Here is a 19,484-nt window from a genome sequence, read left to right on the forward strand (position 1 = left end):
ATCTCTTCTGATTACTTGCTCGTGATAATCACGTAATCAATGTTATGCCCAGAGTGATGCGCCGCACTCGCATGATCAGCCGCTCGCTCCGGCCCTCACCGCGCTCGTAGAGCCGCACGTCAAATGCGAACAGGCCTCGCGTCGGAGCCCGCGTGCCTCGCCACGCAGCGACGGCGTCCACGAAGGGCTGAATCCACGCCGCGCGCTTGGTCGACAGGTCGAGCCGGCTCAACCCTGCAACGTGCAGCCCGTCGGCCGTCACGTCGAGCCCGGGAGCGAGTTCGGGCTCAAATGTTAGCACGAGATCGAGCGCTAGTTCCTGTAGGGCCTCCGCGGCTGGGCCACCATCCGGCCCGATGAAGGCGTCAAGCAGTTGTGCGAGATGCGTCTCGAAAGGGGCCGGCGCGGTCGCGAGCGGAGCCTCCGCGACGTCGATGACCGGCAGGACCGGCGCGCCCGAAACCACGGTCGGCACACGGTACACGAAGGGCTCGTCGACCGTCTTCGGACCGATCATCGCGTTGCGGCTCAGCGTGAGCTCCGTCTGGACGGCACGCAGCAGGAGGATGTCGGCACCCTCTGCGCCGAGCTGCCGGATCTGCAGCGACCCAGGCGTGCTGGGCGCGTTCGCCCAGTCGCCGTCCGCAACTGCGTACGAGCCCGCCACCGCGGTGTCGCTCTTCATAACGTCCAGCGTGAGCCTGGTTCCTGCAACCCGGGGGTCTGCGTTTCGGCGCAGCTTGATCCGGCGAGAACCGCCGGTGGACGGCTCTTCCTCAAGCCTGAGCCGATCGAAGATGTCGGGATCCGAGGAGGCGGGTGTCGCGAGCGGCGTCCGCAGGGTGACCCAGAGCGACTGGCAGGCGTCGCGCAGGAATGCCGCAAGCTCGACGTCGGCGGCGGATGGCCCGGTCTTGCGCGCCGTCTCCAGCGCTGGGCCGACCGTCTCGGCGAAGCGTAGGAAGGCGGTCGCCCAGGCGAACTCCGTGGCGCTCGCCGCCGACGAGACCACGTCGCTTCGACCAGGGCTGGGATTGTAGCGCAGCCCGAGGTCCATACGGTCGGGGCCAATGGCCTCCGCCTTCCAGGTCCGGGACGATGACCAGTCGCGAAGGCTGGCGTCGATCGGCATCGCCGGCGGCCAGGACGTTTCCGTCGCGGTCTCGCGCAGGAGGGCCGGCACGACCGGATAGCGGCGGCGCAACACGGGGACGTCTTTCAGCTCGATCTCGTATTCCGGGAGCCAGGCGGGAATAGGGGCAGGCGACAATCCCGGTTGCTTCTTCTCGACGGGGGGGGGCACTAGGGCGAGCCACGCGGTCGGCCGGTAGCGGCCGGGCCGCCCCGCCTCCACGTTGTCTGGCCGGTCCAGGCGCTGCACGTGCGTGACGCGATAGCGACCCACGACCTGGATGAAAGCTTCGGCAAAGTCCGGCGGCACGTCCACCGCCATCGCGAGGTCGCGTCGGACCCTCTGCGTGCCGACGCTCATCACGAAGGGACGCACGGACGCGATCGCGGCACCCTCCGGCTCGAAGCGCCCGTAGGCTTGCGGGCCGGCCTCGAGCTTCTTACCCGCTACGGGTCGGGTCGTCGGATCAGGGTCACCCAGGACCACGATCGTGTCGATCGTGTCGGCGCGGGTCAGCACGCCCCGCACCAGATCGGTCAGCACCCGATGGGTGAGTGCTAGGCTTTGCGGAGCGGGCGCGCTGCCGACGAAGACGGGTGCGGCCCGCGTCGCGAGAAGCTGCGCGATGCCCAATTTCTCGCTCTCTTCTTCAGTCACGTCCTCGGAGAAACCGGCCTTGGCTGTAACGATTTCTTGCAGGGCCGCCCTGCCTACCGATGATCGCATCAGTCGATCAACGATCTCGGGCTTCAGGATCTGCTCATAGGCGGCGAGTGCCCGCGCCGCCTCGACATCCGCATCGACGGCCCGGAAGGTGGCCGAGCGCGGCATCCCGCCGAAGGTCGGCAAGAGACCAGTCTTCTCCGTAAATTCCACCGTATGAAGGTGCGTCGACACGGGCGGCAGCGCGAAATCGTGCCGCGCCCCCCTTTTGAGATGGTCGGGTGGCGGCAGGACCTCGCGGCGGATCAGCCAGGCCGCGCGGTCGCCGATCCCCGGCTGGGCCGACAGGCCCGTGCCGACGAGGTGGTGCGGCGCGAAGCCGCTCCACACTGCCTGCTGCAGCTCGACCAGCGTGCCGCCGAACGGGTCGTCCGGCGGGATCGAGTCCAGCTCGCGCAGTCGCAGCCGGACCGGCATGGAGAACGACTTCATGTCCGACGTCGCGTCGGTGCTGAAGAAGATCTGGTCGCCTGCGTCATTCGTCTCCCGCCGGGCAACCTTGAGGGTGAGCGCCAGCTCGAAGAAGTCCGCGTTCGACTCTCCGATAGTTGGAATGGGTGCCGTCGCAGACACGGACCGAGACAGCCCGGCAATAGCGTTCTTAATGTCGTCGCGGATCGCCGTCGCCGATCGCGCGAGATCGAGCTCTACCAGCTTTCCGAGGGCATCAGCTGCAAGCTTCATGAAGGTCTGGAGCGCAGTCCCTAGCTCCGGCGCCACCGTCGCCTCGCTCCAGCTCGCCGTCAGGGTCGCATCCGCGAGAGGATCAGCGATCTGCTCGGCCGCGCAGGCATAGACGGCGCGTGTCCGTTCGAGACGGCCCGCGAGCTCGGCCTGGGCGGCCGCGGTCAGCTTGTCATCGGGTTGGGACTGAGTCGGAGGCGGTGACGGGACTAGGCTGTTGGGCCAGCGCCTTTCGATCTGGAGCTTGACCTGAAGGATGCCAGGCGTCGCGGTCGGCCACCAGCCGATGCCGAGCCCGGGCAGGTCGGTGAACGGGGTCAGCCGATCGACATATTGGACTCGCGCGTCGGGCTTTACGAAGGCCGGGACCGGCCATTCATTGCCGTAGACGTCGCGCCACAGGCCGCGCAGCATCAGCGTCTGGCCCACCCGACGATACGGCGAGGCGTCGCGGAACAGCTTGGCGACGGGGATCGGCAAGGAGAACATAAGTGCGCCCGTCGTGGCGTCCTTCGTCGGGCCGACCGAGAGCGCTTTCGCGGCCTCTACTAGAACAGTGCCGTCCTGGCTCGAGATGCCGACCGCCAGCATCGAGAACCGGTCTATTAGCGCTTTCCAGGCGCCGGCATCCGCGCCCTCCGGCGGCGGCAGCGGCTTGCGCACGACCATAGCCGGCATGGTGCCGGCCTGCGCGACCGGCTCGCCGACGCTCGCGACCGCATCCGTGCCCGCGTCGCCGGCGAGGACGGCCTCAAGCCGATCTGCCCCGGCCGCGTCCGCCGGCGCGATCAGCATCGCGTTGGCTTGGCCGACGGCATCAGCCCGCAGGGTCAGCACCATCAAGGCCTCGACGGTCGAGCCGGCGCCGAACGTTCCCTTACCGCCATCCCAGCCCAAGACGGTGCCGCCACGATTGACGATGCCGGTACGCCGGACGATGTCAACGAAGGCGCCGATCTCGTCCAGCCTCGCGACGTAGGTCGCCTGGACCGGCGCCGGCTGCACCTTGGCGCCGTCGGCATCCGGCTTCGGCTCGGCCGAGACGTCGACCTGGACGACCGTGGCGTCGGGTGGCGCCCCGACGTCGTTCAGCAGCGTGTCGCCAAGCCTGTAGAACGCGATGCCGACGATCTCGCCGGGGTTCTGCCCGTCCTCGTAGCGGTCGAGCCGCACACGGTTCGCCTCGCTCATGCCGAGGATTTCGAACACGTCGAGATCACTCGTGCCGCCTTCGGCGCGGCGCGACGCGAGGCGGATGCGGACCGCGATCGCGGGCTTTGCCTTCAACGTGTCCTTGTCGTGCTCGATATCGGCCGGAAGCGCGGGCAGCTCCTTGTCGCTGTCCGGGAGCTTCCGCAGGAACAGCTTGAGGCTAGCGTCCGCGAGGGCGCGCTCGGCCAGCTGGCTCAGGAGTAGCGGGTCGAGCATCACCAGCCGGCCGCCGTCGTTGCGCGGATGCGAAAGGCCGGCGTGGAAGCGTCGGCGCTCGGTGCGGACGAGTTGCGACGGGTGCCAGGCACCGCCGAGCGCCGGCTTGGTCGTGCCGAGCGCCGCGAAGGTGTCGAGGTTCGCCCCGATGACGTCGTCGACGCTCAGCGTGGCTTTCGCGCCGAAGCCGGGATCGATCTCGACCTCGATCCTCCTCGTGTCCGCTCCGGCGCCCCCCGTATTCGCTGCGGCGCCCAGCGGGACCTGCAGCCAGCCGAGGCGGAACAGGCTGTGATGCGCAGTCGGGTCCATCGCGTCAGGCGGCACGAGCGACAGGTCGCCCTTCGCCAGCTCCGGGAACGGCAGGCGCGGTGCGTGCATGAAGATCCGCGATGCCGACCGCAGAATGTCGCGCGCCGGGCCAGGGACGTCCGGCATGCCGGTCCCGCCCGGCGAGGCGGTCAGCCGGTCGAGCAGAGGACCGAGCCGGACGCGATCGGGGCGGTCCTTGTCCGCTAGGATCGACTCGTGTGCGAGGCTCGCGAGCCGTACCAGCGCGGCGCGCATTAGCAGGATCGCGTATTCGGTGAAGGCCGCGTCCGCGATCGAGATCGGCGGCGGCGCGGCCTGGGCCCTAACCGTCCCCGGCCCATCCTCCCGGTTGAGGACCGCCATCTGCTCGCGGAACGCGAGGTCGACCGTGTCGCGGTAGTGGTCATCGACCACACGCTTTTCGGACGGCGTGACGTCGTCGAAGATGGCGTCGTCCGCGAACCCGTGGCGGCGGATCCGCGTCCGGGGCGGTATCGGCCAGAATACCGCCGGCACCGGTGGCGGCGGTGGGTCGTCGTGTACCAAGTGCTCCTCGAACGTGGCCGCGATGTTGTCGGCGAAAAGCGACAGGATCGCGCTCACGTCCGGGAGATGGGCGAGGCGGGCGGGCGGTGCGGTCGGCGCCGGAGCGCCCGGTATCGGCGGCGGACCCTCGGCGACCGCGCGCGCCAGCGCGTCGAGCTCGTCGAAGCTAACGGTCTTGTCCCGAATCGAGCCCGGTTCGTAAGCGGCCCTGAATGCCCAGGCGGCCAGCATCGCCGGTACTCCGTCAATGTCGGTCGGCGTCTTGTCCGGCACCTCCGAGGTCAGGATCATGACGGCCTCGGGCCGCATCTGGTTCGCATGGTTGGCGAGAGTCACGTCGGGCGAGAAGCGAAGCGCGAACGCGAGCTTCGCGGCCGCCTCGCGCCACTCGGCTGGCGCGAGTGACCGTGTCCAGTCGAACGCGGCAATCGGGCCGTACTCCGCGACCGCCGTCCGGGCTCGCGGGATCGAGGCGACTCCGACACCCGCGCCCACTTCGTAATATTCGGCGTTGCGGTCACTGCCAAGATAGGTAGAGTATTCCACCGTCGTGTCGAAGCTGAAAGAGATCGAGATCGAGATGCGCCGGCCGAAGATCTTGAAGCTCGCGATCTCCACCTCGACCGCGACGCTGACGCCGACCTGCATGAAGAGCCGTGTGCGGTGGTCGGTTTTGAAGTCGAGACTGAGCGCGACCCACAGCCTGATCGCGACGCCGGCCTTGACGATACCGAAATCGACGTAGCCGTAGACCTCGCCCATCACGCCCACGGTGCCCCCAACGGCGATGAAGGTCGTGGCCGCCCCAGTCGCGAAACCGTTCTGCGCGAAGGCGTCGCTCTTCTTGAGGTAACCGAAGCCGCCCTCAAGCGTGGCGAATACGGTGAGCGATAGCCCGGCCCTAAAGATGCCCTTGTCGATCTCCTTGCCGAGCCCGACCCGGAACGCGATGCCGGCCTCCACCACTTGGTAGGACAGGACCGTCTCGTCCCGCGGCTGCAGCACGCCGCCCTTCTTGAACCTGGGGTGCGGAATGAGGTTCGCGCCCGGCCCCGAGACCTGGCGGTAGTAGAGCCCGCCGGAGCCGATGAAGGGCAGGACCTGCACGCTGAAGGCGCGCGCATAGTCCATGTTGTGTGGATAGCCGAGATCGATCGTGAAGCCGCCGTCGGTGAAGATCTCGATGCCGATCGCCGGCAGGTCAACGACCACCCAGCCGAAATCGATCTGGCGCAACTGCTCCGGCGGCACGATTTCGATCGAGTAGACGCCGAGACGCTCCGATAGCTTGCGGTAGAGCACGTCGACCGCGAAGAGCGGATCGGGACTGCTGCGCGACTTGCGGAGGTCGACACGCAGGCCGTATATGTCGGCGTCGCGCACCGCCAGGCCGATCTGCACCCGGTCGGCGATCCAGGCGCTAAAGCCGAGCGACCAGTTGCGGTCGGGCGCGAACCCGATGCTGGTCTCGATCGCCTTGATGATTTTCTCGGCGATCTTTTTGGGGTCGGCTTCTTCGCTGCCGAGGTCATCCGCGAAAAGATTGCCGAGCTGGGCAACGAAGTCCTTCGTCGTCCTGACTTCGACGCCCTTCATGGGGTCGACGCGCTGACCGAGCGCAATCAGTTCGAGGTCGATGACATTGCCAATCCTGCCCGTGTCGGAAGCGAACTTGCGCGCAGCCAGCCAGCCGATGGAACCGAGACCGTTTTTCTTGATCAGCTCAGGGGCGGCCAGCACCGCGAAGGTGATGCCCGGATCGGCCGGAAAGTCCTGGCCGAGCACCTCCAGCTGGGTGCCGACGCTGTAAATCGCCTTTGCTTTCTTGCCGTTAGAATAGGCGGTATTGAGTATGCCGTACTTCTTCGCTTTGAGCTTCAGGAAGCCCTGCAGGCCGATATCGAGCGAGCCGTCGCCTTCGGGAAAGCGGAAGCCGAACGTGACGTTACCGGCCGACGACCCGCCGTCCACGAAGGCGAACAGGAGGCCGAGCCGCAGGCCCTTGAAGGACGACAGGCCGCCGAGAGTGCCGAGGTCGAGATCAAAGTCGAAACCGAACCGAAATGCGAGCGCGGCGTCGAATTCGGCGAAGCTGACATAGCCGAGCGACGGCAGGTTGACCGGCCCGTCGAACATCCAGAATTTCCGGAATTTCAGCGGGAAGGCCGACCACAGGCCTCCGCCGTCCTTGCGGACGCTCGCGTTGGGAAAGTCGAAGCCGAGCGCGCCGACCCGGAACGACATCTTCTTGACGCCGTCGATGACGCCTTTGACGAGATCGAGCAGGAAGTCGCACGAGATGCGCAGGTCGGAGAACGCGACCTTCTCGATGTTGAACAGGTCCGACAGCCCGGGGATCTTCACGTTCCCGAACTCGATGTCGCCGTTGATCCGGAACGCGGCTCCCACCTTTGACTTGCCGTCCTTGGACTCGGCCGACAGGGTCTCGTAGGCGACGCGGTCGAGCGTCGCGCGCCGGATGATGGCAGCCGGGTCTCCCTCCGGATCCGTGCCGCTGACGTAGCGATAGGAGCCGGAGGTCTCGAAGACGTAGCTCTCCAGCACCGTGTCGCCCTCGCGCCGCTTCTCGTAGCGGCCGTCGAGCTCGATGGTCGTGGCGCTTTCCCAGCCTCCGTTCTTCTTCTGCTGGATGTTGCCAACCGCGCGGAACAGCTTGGTCGCGACGAGGCGCACCCTGGCCTCGAAGCCCAACACCTCGCCGCGGGCGAACTCTACGACGAGCCGGGGCACGTCGAAGCCGTAAGGGCCCTCCTCGTCGTCCTTCTGACCCTCCTCCGGACTGACATCGGGCTTAGCTTTCGGCGGGCCCCGGTAGTCGACGAGGCCCTGGAGTCGCGATTGCGGCACCCCGCCGCTCGGCAGCGGCTTCAGCGGGACCGCGATGTACTCCGCCTTTAGCCTCTCTAGATCGATGCCGCCGAGCAGCCCCTTCAGTTGCACGGGTAAGCCTGCCAGGTCGAAGCTCGCGCCGACCACGAGGACGCCCTGCCAAGACGCGTCGTTCAGGATGGCGTTGTACAGGCGCCCGTACCGCGCGGGGTCGGCAGGCGTGGGTTCGTCCCCTCCAGTCGGGATCTTGCCCTCCGAGATCGCGCGGGCGCGCGCGATGAAGGCGTCGAGCGCCTTCTGGACCTCCCCAACGGCCTGCTTCGGATCGGCGCCGGCCTTCGTGTTCGCACGCGGGTTGGTCAGGAACAGCCCGCGCCCCGACCATGACGAGGGATCACCCACCAGCTCGGCGATCGATCGGTCGGCGACATTTTTGACGATTACGAAGGTGTCGAAGCGCGGCGACGTCTCACCAATCGGCACCATCGAGTCCGGCGCGTCCAGCCGCACGTCGAAGGAGTAGCCGCCGATGTTGATGCTACTCTCGAAGTCGAGACCCGGCACCTCCACCGCGCTCGGCATGCGGTTTGCGACCAGGAACAGCTTGTTGCGGACCAGCGCGTCGAGGATCGGTGACGGGATCGGCGCTCCGGCCTTGCCTCGAAGCGCAAAGACGGCCTCCCCGGTCTCGAGCTTGACTCGGGCGAAGACAAGGCGGGTCGGCGATCCGTCCGCGTTCGTCTCGACCTCGAAGCCGAGGGGCGTCGTCACGGGCGACGCTGCGCCCGCCACCATCGGTACCTGACCCCGCTTCGCGCCGCGGGGTGCCTGCGAGACGCGCCGACGCTCGCGCGCCAGTAGGCCGCGGTCGAAAGCCTTCGCGAGGTCGAGGTCGTCGGCGAGGACGCCGCGTGGCGGCAGAACCGGCAGGAAGCCGGCATGTTTGTCCGTCCCCCCTGTCCCGACCTGGCGGAGCAGCGGCGCATGGTTGAGGACGGTCGTGCCAGCGCTCGCCACGGCGTCGAGCGTGCGCCCGCTCGGCGGCTCGGCAAGCAGGTCCATCTCGCCCCCGCGATGCAGCTTCATCCACGACGTGCGGTCGCGGTGCGGTTTGTTTCCGGCCGTGAGCGCGAGGGCGTACTCCTCCTCGATCACAGGCGGTCCGTCGACGGTCTTCTCCTTCGGGTCGAAGGCCGGTCCGAGCACGAAGCTGACGGTGAGAGGCTTCGCCGCCTGCGTCCTGAGCCCACCGGCCTCGGCCATCGGCTGCATCGCCTCGCTGGCCGCGAAACCCGGCACGAGGCCGAGATCGGAGACGTCCAGCGCCGCCCGAATACCGCCCGAAGAGACGGCCAGCGGTTCGACGAGGTATTCGCCGACGAGCGTCAGCAGGTCTTCGCGCTGATCCTCCAGGCTTTTCCCATCACCGATCTGATTGGTGAACACGAATCGGGGCGCATTCCCGCGCTCCCAGTCTCCGCCGCTGGGCCTGACGCGGACCGGCTGTCCGGGCGTGGCGGGCAGCGACAAGGTCAGGGCGTCGCCTCCTTTCTCCGGCAGCAGCCGCAAGAATGAGCGCTCCCCGTCGTAGAGCTCGTGCGGGTCGAAGGAGGCCGCGAAGGACGCCACCGTGTCAAATCCGTCGCCCGCATGCAGCAGCGCAGCACGTGTCGCGCGGTACTTCAAGGTGTCGCCGAATGGACCGGATGTCTTGATCAGCTCGACGAAGCTGCTGACGAGGCCTAAATCGTGATAGGTCGTGAGATCGGACGTGACCTTGCCGTTCTCGTGCGGCCCAGCGCGCCCGCGCGCCATCACGAGCCCGAGCATGTCTCCGTCGAGCGCCAGCGTGACGGCGTCGGTGGCCAGGTGATCGGCGCTCGACGGGGCCTGCCGCCAGCGAACCAGGCGGTGCGGCGACTCGGACGGCTCGACGGAAAGCGATGTCCCGTCGAAGCGCAACTCGGCTTCCGACAGGAGCAACCCGAACTGATCGCCGAGATCGACGCCGTTGGCGCGGGACTGGCCGCCGTCGTTCAGGACAGCCGGGATCTCGCCCCGGCGGCTCCCGACGATCACCGCGACGACGTTCATCAACCGATCGAGGAATACCACCCGTCGAGTCGGCGCGTCCGGTGCCGCTTGACGCTGAGCCTCGGCCTCATTTTCGAGCCAAGTACAGACTTCGGCTGCGTCTGACAGCCGATGCGGGAACGCCACGATGGCCTCCCGGATAGTGTCCTCCGTCGGAATGAAGTCGTCGCCCGGCACCTCGCCGCGCGGGCGGACTATGACGCGCGCCTCTCCGGAGACTTTCGAGAAGCATTTGGTGCCGGGCAGGCGTGTCAGCGTGACCATCTCAGACGGCTCCCGTGCGTGAGGATGAGGCCGAGCAGCCTGCAGTCGCGGCGATCCGCGACGAGCTCGGACGCCAAAACGAGCGGAGCTCCGCCCGGCCCTGCAAGCTCGACGTCCAGCGGCATAGCCAGTTGCGCACCACGCGGCCAACCACGCGCGGCGGGTGGAAGCCGCTCGAAGCAGGCCGCACTGTCTTCGGTCGGCAGCAGGTGGGCGACCCCGGAGCCAAGGCTCGCCAACTCGTCGCGGCCGTTCAGCTTCACCTTGATCGCCGGAGACAGCGACAGCCCGCCGCCCAGGTAGCCGCACTCGACGGGACCGACGCAGGGGAGGAGTGCCTTAGGCTTCGGAAGAGCGTCGTTCCGAGCCGAGCGCCAGTCATCGAGGGGTGCACCCCAAGGCGTTCGCGCCAGGATCGTGACGTGATTCGCATTTGGATTGTTGGATGCGTCGAGGCCGAATATCCAGGCTTTGGTATCGCACAGCTTGCTTCCGCTGCGCGGGCACGTGACGACGCGTGGTGCTTTCGCGTCGTAGCTCTTGGGCTCCCCGTCCCCGAGCGGCGCGAAAACCCGAACGTGCGTGCCCGCCACGTACTGCCCGATGTCGCCCGGGCTGGTGAGCGGACGATATTGCTTGGTGCAATTCTCGTCGCCGGTACCGCTCGCCCCATCCACTCGGCATTCGGGGGTAGACAGGGAGTCGCCGGGATAGGGCGTGCCGGTGCAGACCGCGCCGAAGGAAAGGCCGGTGAACAGTGTTGCGAAGGGGTCGCCGGTCACAACCCGCCTCGGATCGATCGACCCGCCCGCCGTCGTTCGCGGAACCGGGACGCGTGCGCACGGGTCGACGGGGTCGGACCTGAGCAGGATCGGCGTCGGGTCGGCGGGCCGCGTCCAGAGCGCCAGCAGATCGTAATCCGTCGGCCGCGGCCGCAGCACCATGCCGGGCGCGAGGTCGTAGAAGCGGAAGCGGCGGTCGAGCCGGTGAACGTGCAGCAGGATCCCGTCTATGTCCTTCGGCAGCTGCGCGAGGACGGCGTCGCGCAGCGCGCGCAGCCAGGCGGCCCGCTTGTCGGCGTCTGCCGGCATGATCCCGAGCGCGTCGAGGCACGCTTTCACCGGATTGGCCGCGGCACCCTCCGGCGGATCGGTAGCCGCCTTGATGACGAGAGCCTCGAAGCGCTGGTGTACGGCCCAGTAGGTCGGCATGCCGATCCCCCGGTCATAGGAATACGGCCGCCGTTCCGGAGGCAGTTTGGGGTTCGGGTCCGGCTGCGTGTCCGGGTCGTGATTGAAGTCGGGCAGGGCCGCCAACGCCACCGACACGCGCCACGCCTTGAGTGTCCGCGCCCCCTCGCGCTTCCAGACCTCGTCGACATCGAGCCGCAGCGCGAGCGTGTCGCGCCCGTCGAGCCGGCTGGTCGGGAGCTCCCTGTTGTCGGCCCCTAATTGACGGACCCAGCCAGACGACGGCGAGCGCAGCAGCTTGAGCGACCCGGTGCCCGGCCGCGGCGCGCAGGGATGGTCTCGGCCCGGTAGGCGCGGCCCAAAGGGCAACCAGGAGATCTCGTGCGCGAACAGCCGCGCCGGCATCGTTCTGCCCGGGAACAGCCGCAGACGGACGTCGTTGGAGGCGTCGTCGGCCTCCGGCACCTTAGTCAGCCGGTGGCCGACATGGGTCAGGACAGGCGTGACGATCTCGAACTCAACGCGCCGCTGCGACGCGACGTATCGCAGCGAGCCGGGCCCCTCCGGGGGCGCCGGCGTGGTCGCCTGGATGGCGGCTGCGCCGGCCGGCCCCGACTCGAAGGTCGCGCAACTGTCGTCGTTCCGGTCGTGCTCGAGCGTGCCCTCGCCATCGGCGGGATCGGTCGGGCGGGGGCGGTAATGTCCCCGTCCCTCTACCTCGAACGTGAAGCCGGGGCCGAGCCGTCGACGCAGCGCCTCGCGGACGGCCTCGGCGCGCTCCAGCGACGTCTCGAAATTGGTACCGTCCCGCCCCGGCAGGCTGGCCTGCGGCGGATTGGTGGTCGGGTCGGAATAGCCGATCAGGCGCAGCGTGATCGTGGGCGATGCTCGCCCGAAGGTGCTGGCGGCGCGCGCCCGCTGCAACTCGGAGGCGAGCGCGCCAAGAGCTCGTTCGACGGACTTAAAGAGTGCCGGCGCCTTGCGCCTGAAAGTCCCGTCGAGCCGCGTGACCCCGAGCGGAAAGCAGACCACCGGCTTGCCGGCCACGTAAGGCGGCGCTGCGCCCCCCCCAGTCGTCAGCATGTCACCGGCGCGAGGATACGGGTCCGGGTCGGCGAGCGGCAGCGGCTCGCCGTTCAGCCGGGCCAAGAGGCGGTAGAGGCCGGTGACCTCGCTTCCGCCATAAGAGGGGTCGCGTTCCGGGAGCGTCGCTCCACTCGCGGGGGCCTGCACTGGGGGCAGAAGAAGGGCAAGGCCTATCAGGACCAACAATCGCGTGATCATGCGAAGCTCCGCCACCAAGTTCGGAGCTGCCGCTTCATCTGCTGCCAGCTCACTTCCGACCAATCGTTTCAGAATGATCTATTGGTCCAGTGTGAGCCCGGACACCACCAATGATTGCCCGGCAGCTCATGTCTGACAAGAAGTGACGACAACCTATTGACTTCAATCCCAGCCGGATCTGTGCGTCACTCGTGCTCTAGAATAATCAAATTGCGATGCGTGTCAAAGAGGGAAATGAATATTATTTACATGCCCAGGCTGTCACCTTGCGCTGTATGCGATGCAACTCTCGGGCGCAAAATAAATGGCAGATAACAATGTTGGGCTAATTATCTATATTTAATCGTACCGCTGCAGCATATACGGCGAATGGTACATCTGATGTATCTAGAATTGCCGTAAGATACCTATCGACGACGAGTATGGATTACTATTAACTGATTTTGACATCTTGGGGCATTAGGACAGACTGGTTTGTGCAACTATCGGGATTTACGTCAAGCTTTTCTCCAATATCCAACTAGAGGCTGTTAGGGGCTTCTGCGAGGTCGGCCGCCCTGCGGAGTAGCAGTACACTGACGGCGACCAGGTGAAGTCCTGCCAGGGTGGTGGGCAGGCGTTCATAGTCACGAGCGTGGCGGCGGAAGCGCGCCATCCAGGCGAAGGCGCACTCGACCACCCACCGTCGCGGCAACAGAACGAAGCCGCGCTTGGCCTCGGGCAGTTTCACGACCTCCAGGGCAATGCCGTGATCTGCCGCCGCCTTCGCTGCACGCTCGCCCGTGTAGCCTTGATCGACATAGGCGAGATCTACGCTGTCGCCGGTCGCCTCCTGCACGGCATCAGCCAGCGCGGCCACGGCAGCCCGATCGTCGGTGTTGGTCGGTGTGACGTGCAGCGCCAGCACTTGTCCAAGCGTATCGACCGCCACGTGCAGCTTCGAGCCGCGGTTGCGCTTGTGTCCATCCCAGGCCTCGCGAGCGCCGCTTTCAGGCGTCGAGCGCAGGGTGCGGCTGTCGAGCACCACGTCCGAGGGCTCCTCGACCCGACCCGAGGCGAGGCGCAACACGGCGCGGAGGTCGTGGACTAGGTTCTCGAAGCAGTCGGCCCCCAGCCAGCGTTGCGCCTGATCGTACACGGCGTGCCAGGATGGCAAGTCATGGGGCATCGCGCGCCAAGCCACGCCGTATCGCACCACGTAGCGCAATCCATTGAACACCTCCCGCAGGCTGTGTTCACGCTGGCCGGCCGCTTCAGGCAGCAGCGTCAGGTAAGGGGCGACCAAGCCCTATTATTCATCGCTGACATCGGATGGGTAGGCGCGGCGGGACTGCATCCCCCAAAACTGGTGCACCCAAAGATCCGTAAGACCCCGTTTCATAATGGGCAGAACAGCTTAGCTATTGAGTGAGCGGCGAGCATCGCAGGCGTTGGGAGAGTTTCTGACGCTCACCCAGGAACCCCGATGTGGACGCCCGCCGCCCGCGCCGAGCTTGCGCGCGAGAGCCTGCCTTACGCAACCAATCTCAGCGATGCCGAGTGGGCGGTGCTTGCGCCGCTTCTGCCTGCGCCGTCCAGCACAGGCCGCCCATGGCGCCGGCCCCTGCGCGCGGTCTTCGACGGCATCCTGTACGTCCTGCGGACAGGATGCGCGTGGCGGCATCTGCCGCTGGACTTCCCGCCGTGGAGCACGGTGCATCGCTGGTTCTTGCGTCTCTCGCAGACAGGCGTGTTCGAGCGCCTCGCTCATGCCCTCACGATGGCCGACCGTGAGCGCGTCGGACGTGAGGCCTGCCCGACCGGCTGTGTCGTCGATGCGCAAGCTGCCCGCTCGGGTGGCGTGGGGGTGGCCGGCGAACGCGGTTACGATCCGGCCCGGCGGGTCGTCGGGCGCAAACGCCACGCACTGACGGATACAGACGGGCGCCTGCTCGTGGCTGCGGTCTCACCCGCTGACCTGCACGACAGCCACGGCGCGATTGCCCTGCTTCGAGCCTCGCGCGGACTGTTTCCCTTCCTGGCCCACTGCTTTGCCGACCGTGCCTATCGAGGCGAGCGTGTTGGCGCGGCCACGACCATCACGGTCGAGATCGTCGAACCCAAGGAGGGCCAGAAGGGCTTTGCGGTGCAGCCCAGGCGGTGGGTCATCGAGCGGAGCTTCGGCTGGATCGCCCGCTGCCGCAGGTTGGCTCGCGACCACGAGGCTACCCCGTCCTCTGCGCTCGCCTTCTTCGTCCTCGCCGCAGCCATGATCCTCGTCAGACGGATCGCCCGAGCTTTATGAAACAGGGTCTAACAGCCTCTAGCCTCGAAACTCCTACTGCGGCAACGACTGACAGATGATGTTTAGCTTTGACTTAATCTGCCGGAGAACGGATGACCTCGACTATTTCGGCGGCGATTTCTTCAACCGTATGGGTCGAAGTGCTACGTGCCAGCTTGTCGGCCAACGACGGAGAGTAGCCGATAACTTCCTTTTTGCTGACGTCATGCCAGACAGGGAGGATAATCTGCTCGCCTGAATTGGATCGTGTGACCAAGCCATCCAGCTCATATTCCGGCCAGCCACGCCCGAAGAAAGCCTTGGAAAGAATAACAACACCGAAACGACTGCTAGCTAGCCCTTTGTCGATCTTGCGCCGGAGACTATCGCCAATGCGTAGCTCGAACTCGTCATACCAGACACTGAGGCCAGCCTGCTTCAAAGCGTTAGCGAGCGGGCGGACAACGTCACTTTTGTCTTCTGACGCGTGTGAAATAAACACGTCGAAGGTGCGTCCATCCGGTCCATCCACAGCTGGAACAAGTTCCTCTTCTGCATCTCGAACCAATGACCGGATACTGCTAAGAGGTGCCTCATTGAAGGTTGGCAGTGGTCGCATCGCCGCGGCAGGAATAACACGTGCAGACGACCGAGTCGTACCCTGCAGCCCTTGCATATCGATGGTCAAATACCAATGCCCGGAGTTTGGTACTACTAATCTAACTGGTGACTGTTTTGCCAGACCACCCGTATAACGGTGCTGACGACCTGATTTATAGTTGCTGAAGTTTGAGCTATCCATTAACCTAACATTGGCTGCACTGCCCTGTAGTGTAACTTCGACAACGTCACCACGGTCCAGGTGGCCAAAGTCATATTTCGTGAATTTCATAGGGCCACCCCAAAAGGCCAAAATATTATAACGTGTGCCAAGCTAGCTTGTTCCCGGTTTGTGCCCGCAAATTGCATTGATGCATATGTGCGAAAAACGACTGTTTCGTCGACGTTCATTTTTACTCAACGATCCCACACTCGCCCCCCCCTAAGGCCGAAATGTCGAAATAGCCTGACTAGTTTTCTGTCGTCGGATACATAATCTTTCAAAACCCGACATGTGTCTTAATGCGAGACCTCCTTGGCGGCGGCTACGACTTTGAGCGCCTTCGGCAGTGGGGGCACAGGACGAGGCTGGCGATCAGCCTGATCTTGAGCCCCCTTTATGGATGGCCCGCCGCTTCTATCGGTCGAATTCCGGCGCCGACCGTTTTGGGTTTTTCGGTGGGTCAGAAACCGGGCTCCCATTGGATCCTCGTGACGGGTCAGGAAGGTCTTGCCGGCGACGTGAGACGCTGCGCTCAGCTGCGCGCAGCAGTTTCTTAAGAGACCTTCCAGTCATGCGCGGCACCGCGGCAATCTCCTGAAGAACCGCTCGCAGCAATCGCCCGGCCTGAAAGCCACGCGCGACGTCGAGCCGGACGTCTGTCCGTGCTGGCGGGATCGCACCGGACCGGACGAAGGCAGCGCGATCCTCAACATGGTCGACGACGTTCGCTTTCTCGGCGTAGCGCCGCGCTTCGACAAACAGCCGCTCGTAAAGTTCGGCTCGGCTCGGCACCATCCGCGGATCCGACCCGCGGCTGCGCACGGCCGCCTCCAACCGGTCTCGCTCGACCACGAGCCAAGTGTCGTGCCGATGTCGCGTCAGGCCCACATACAGCTCGCGGGCATCGCTCGAAGTCGCGTTGTAGTAAACGCATGCCGATGCGGTCCGACCCTGTACGGAGTAGGCGGTCCCGGCAATTGCCAGGCTGATCCGAGGCAGCGGCGTCGGTGAGTCCCGCCCTAGCTTCGAATCGCGTACGAGCGCCGCATAGGCATCCTCGATCCTGCGGCCATCCTCCAGGCGCACCGCGATCTGCAGCTCACCCTGCTCGTCCGTGCCGATCGCCTGGATCTCGCCGCGGGTGCCGTTGACGATGCCGTGGCGTCGGATCCCCTCGCCGAACCGGATCCTGTCGCCGTTTGCAAGGCTCAGCGTCGACGGCTTGTTCTCCCGGTCTCGCGCACGAACCTCGACGTCGGGTCCCGTGATACGCCCCTCTGCACGCAGGACGGCACGGGCGGCCGTGTTCAGGGCGGCCGCGTCGCGGTTGCGGCGGGTGACGATCAAAACTTCGCTGTTGCCGTAGCGTTCGCGGGCCGCGGTCCAGAGTGCGATCACCTGTTCTTGCGCCGCACTCGAACCGCTGACGAGTTCGATCCGCTCATGCTGAGCATAGGCACGGAGCGCTGCCTCAACGTCGCCGCGCGCCATCAGGATGGAAGCGGCTCGCTGCCAATGCAGCACCTGGCGTCGCACCTCGGTCAGCGTCGCGTGCCGGCCGAGGACGTCGACGACGGCACGCAACGCAGATCCGCCCGGCACGGCAGCGAGTTGGCGCCTATCGCCGAGCAGGATCGCGCGGGCGCCTCCATTCGGAGCGGATGCCACGCTGTCGAGCACGAAGGCCATGTCCCTCGTACCGACCATTCCGGCCTCGTCGCATAGGACAAGGGTGTTGGCATCGAGCGGGGGGATCCACCCGTGTTTGAGATCGTGGCGCCACTTGGCGATGGCAAATGTCTCGATTCCCGTCGAGGCGGCGAGCTCTTTGGCCGCCGCCCAGCTCGGTGCCAGGCCGATCACGGTGAGACCGGACGCTTGAGCCGCCTGCACGACCACGCGGGCAGTCGTCGTTTTTCCTGTCCCTGCACCCGCCTCCAGCACACTGACGCCACTGGCGTCCGGCCCCGCGACGTGGATGACCGCTTCGCGCTGTTCGGCTGAGAGCTCCGGAGCCGCCTCGATCGCCGCCCTCAGCGCCTCTTGTCGGAACCGTGATCCCGCATCCGGTCGGTCGGCGGCGCGCAGAAGGGCAGCTTCCGCAGCGGCGATGCCAGGAGTTGTCCAGCAGGCTTGCCCATCGAACGGGCTGAGCCGGATGAGATCGCCCTGTCGCTCCCGCGCGATGATCTCGGCCCGCACCGCAGCGATACCGATGCCCTGCAGTGAGGCTTCGTTCAGCGCTTGCTCGATCAGGCTCTCGCGGTCGACGACGTTGCGATGCCGGAATAGTGCGGACGCCGCCCGCGCCACCGGCGTGTCGCCGGCAAGCTCCGGCGGATCGAAGTCGAGCTCGCGCGCGACATCCTGCTTAGGCTCAAGATCTCTTTCCAGAGCGGCAGCCGGACTCCGGCTCGCCTCACGCACCGCAGCCCATGGGTCGAAACCGAGGCTGGCAAATTCCTGGCGCCAGCGCTTCTCCAGTTCGGCACCCGTCGGCAGGTCGGCCTTGGCAGCGCGGGTGGAGAGCGCCGCCACCTCTTTCCGCGACCCGGAGACCGATGTGCGATCGCCGCCGATGACCGCTTCGATCGCCGCCGATCGCTTGGAGAAGGCGGCGATCACCGCGTCGGGAATGCCACGGATCTCGAACTGGCCCTGACCGGCCGAACGTAAGGCGAAACCGAACTCGCGCGACAATCCTTCCGCAAGGGCGACCCTAAACGCTGATCCCACGACTTTTTGCCAGTCGAACAACTTGGTTGGCTCCAGTGTTCGATATTTTCTATCAGTACACTCCGCCACGTTAATCACTACACAGTGTGTATGGCAGTTGGGGTCACCGTCTCTCGTCGTATAGTGGTCGAAGCGACCGACCATCAGATCGGTCGGCTGCTCGCGTAGATACCCGCCAGCTCCAAGCCGAACCTCGACGAGCCCCTCCACGCGCAGGAACTCCAGCGCGTGGGTCACCGCCGCGGCATGGATTGCTTCAAGCTGCGCCCGCTGGTTGGCGCCACCATCGGCCCACAGGATCGAGAAGGTCTTGGGCGCGGTCAGGCACACGTCCCATCCAGCCCTGTGCCCTTCACCGGCCCCGCGCACCAGCGATTGGCCGGTACGCGGATCGCGCCCAGCGCACAGATCCTGGAAGCTCGCGAGATCGATTGCTGCTCCGTCTCGGACGATGCTGCCGGCGCTCGTCCACCACCGGCCGCCGCCATCCTTGGCGTAGTACTCGTCGCGGTTCTGCGTCTCGCGGTAGGGATCCTGGGTGTAGTAGGCGCCAGCGCTCGCCCCCGCGCCGAGGGTGTGGAGGCTTGCCGTCACGGGCCAGCCGACGAGGGCGCAGGCTTGTAACGGCAAATTGCGGCGACCTCGCCTGAGGTCGGTTCGGCCAGTGCCTGGCCGACGAGACCGGTCAAGGCGGCAAGGCCATCCTTGACGAGGTTGACCTCGTCGGTGATGCGGGCATACGCCATGACGCCGTCGAGATCGTTGCGTACCGCCCGCAGCACGAGGTCGGCCGGCGAGAGGCCGCTGCGCTCGGCAGCCTCGGCAAGACGAAGGCCGAGTTCGGCATCGAAGCTGACGGTCAGGATACTTACAGGCTGCATGGCGAGGGGATCGACACTAGTTGGAGCAATGAGCGGGTATTCGTACAGGGCAAGACCGTGCTCTCGCATCACCCTGATCGGCAAGCCCGAAACCTGCGTCCCGGGACCCTAAAGGCTACTTGGTTAACGCCGCGGCAACTTTAGTGCGTGTGGTGTGATACCCCTCATGTTGCTGCGCTTGCTACCGTACCGATACCGTGCACTGCTGCGCTCCTACCGTGCCTTGCTGCGCCCTGTCGTATGCTAACACTTCCTTGCCGCGTTCGCCTGCATC

General features: G+C 66.0%; 7 protein-coding genes. 1 reads left to right on the top strand and 6 read right to left on the bottom strand.

Annotated elements, in window-relative coordinates; genetic code table 11:
- Nucleotides 1-28: 28 nt before the first annotated feature.
- The 3 genes from OVA30_RS18420 to OVA30_RS18430 form a co-directional block, all read right to left on the bottom strand.
- Nucleotides 29-10,033 carry a hypothetical protein gene (locus tag OVA30_RS18420; RefSeq protein ID WP_268176317.1) on the bottom strand — a complete coding sequence of 3,335 codons (10,005 nt, stop codon included), beginning with the start codon at nt 10,031-10,033 and terminating at the stop codon, nt 29-31.
- The gene (locus OVA30_RS18425; protein WP_268176318.1) at nt 10,021-12,507 is read right to left on the bottom strand and encodes a hypothetical protein; all 2,487 of its coding nucleotides are present in this window, start codon (nt 12,505-12,507) and stop codon (nt 10,021-10,023) included. The genes OVA30_RS18420 and OVA30_RS18425 overlap by 13 nt, the downstream gene beginning before the upstream one ends.
- 520 nt (nt 12,508-13,027) lie before the next feature.
- A complete protein-coding gene (locus OVA30_RS18430; RefSeq protein ID WP_268176319.1) occupies nt 13,028-13,792 on the bottom strand; it encodes an IS5 family transposase in 765 nt (254 codons plus the stop codon).
- Nucleotides 13,793-13,972: 180 nt separating this feature from the next.
- On the opposite strand from OVA30_RS18430, the gene OVA30_RS18435 reads away from it, so the two are divergent.
- Nucleotides 13,973-14,791 (top strand): IS5 family transposase, encoded by an 819-nt coding sequence (locus tag OVA30_RS18435; protein ID WP_268176316.1) that lies wholly within the window; start codon nt 13,973-13,975, stop codon nt 14,789-14,791.
- A gap of 73 nt (nt 14,792-14,864) precedes the next feature.
- Here the strand turns inward: OVA30_RS18435 and OVA30_RS18440 are convergent, their stop codons facing one another.
- The 3 genes from OVA30_RS18440 to OVA30_RS18450 all read right to left on the bottom strand — a co-directional run bounded on the left by OVA30_RS18440 (nt 14,865) and on the right by OVA30_RS18450 (nt 19,294).
- A complete protein-coding gene (locus OVA30_RS18440; RefSeq protein ID WP_268176320.1) occupies nt 14,865-15,662 on the bottom strand; it encodes a DUF1883 domain-containing protein in 798 nt (265 codons plus the stop codon).
- A gap of 345 nt (nt 15,663-16,007) precedes the next feature.
- The gene (gene mobF / locus OVA30_RS18445; RefSeq protein WP_268176321.1) at nt 16,008-18,923 is read right to left on the bottom strand and encodes a MobF family relaxase; all 2,916 of its coding nucleotides are present in this window, start codon (nt 18,921-18,923) and stop codon (nt 16,008-16,010) included.
- The gene (locus OVA30_RS18450) at nt 18,920-19,294 is read right to left on the bottom strand and encodes a CopG family transcriptional regulator (RefSeq protein ID WP_268176322.1); all 375 of its coding nucleotides are present in this window, start codon (nt 19,292-19,294) and stop codon (nt 18,920-18,922) included. The genes mobF and OVA30_RS18450 overlap by 4 nt, the downstream gene beginning before the upstream one ends.
- Nucleotides 19,295-19,484 lie beyond the last annotated feature (190 nt).

This window comes from Methylorubrum sp. SL192, from assembly GCF_026672325.1.
Classification (GTDB): Bacteria; Pseudomonadota; Alphaproteobacteria; order Rhizobiales; family Beijerinckiaceae; genus Methylobacterium; species Methylobacterium extorquens.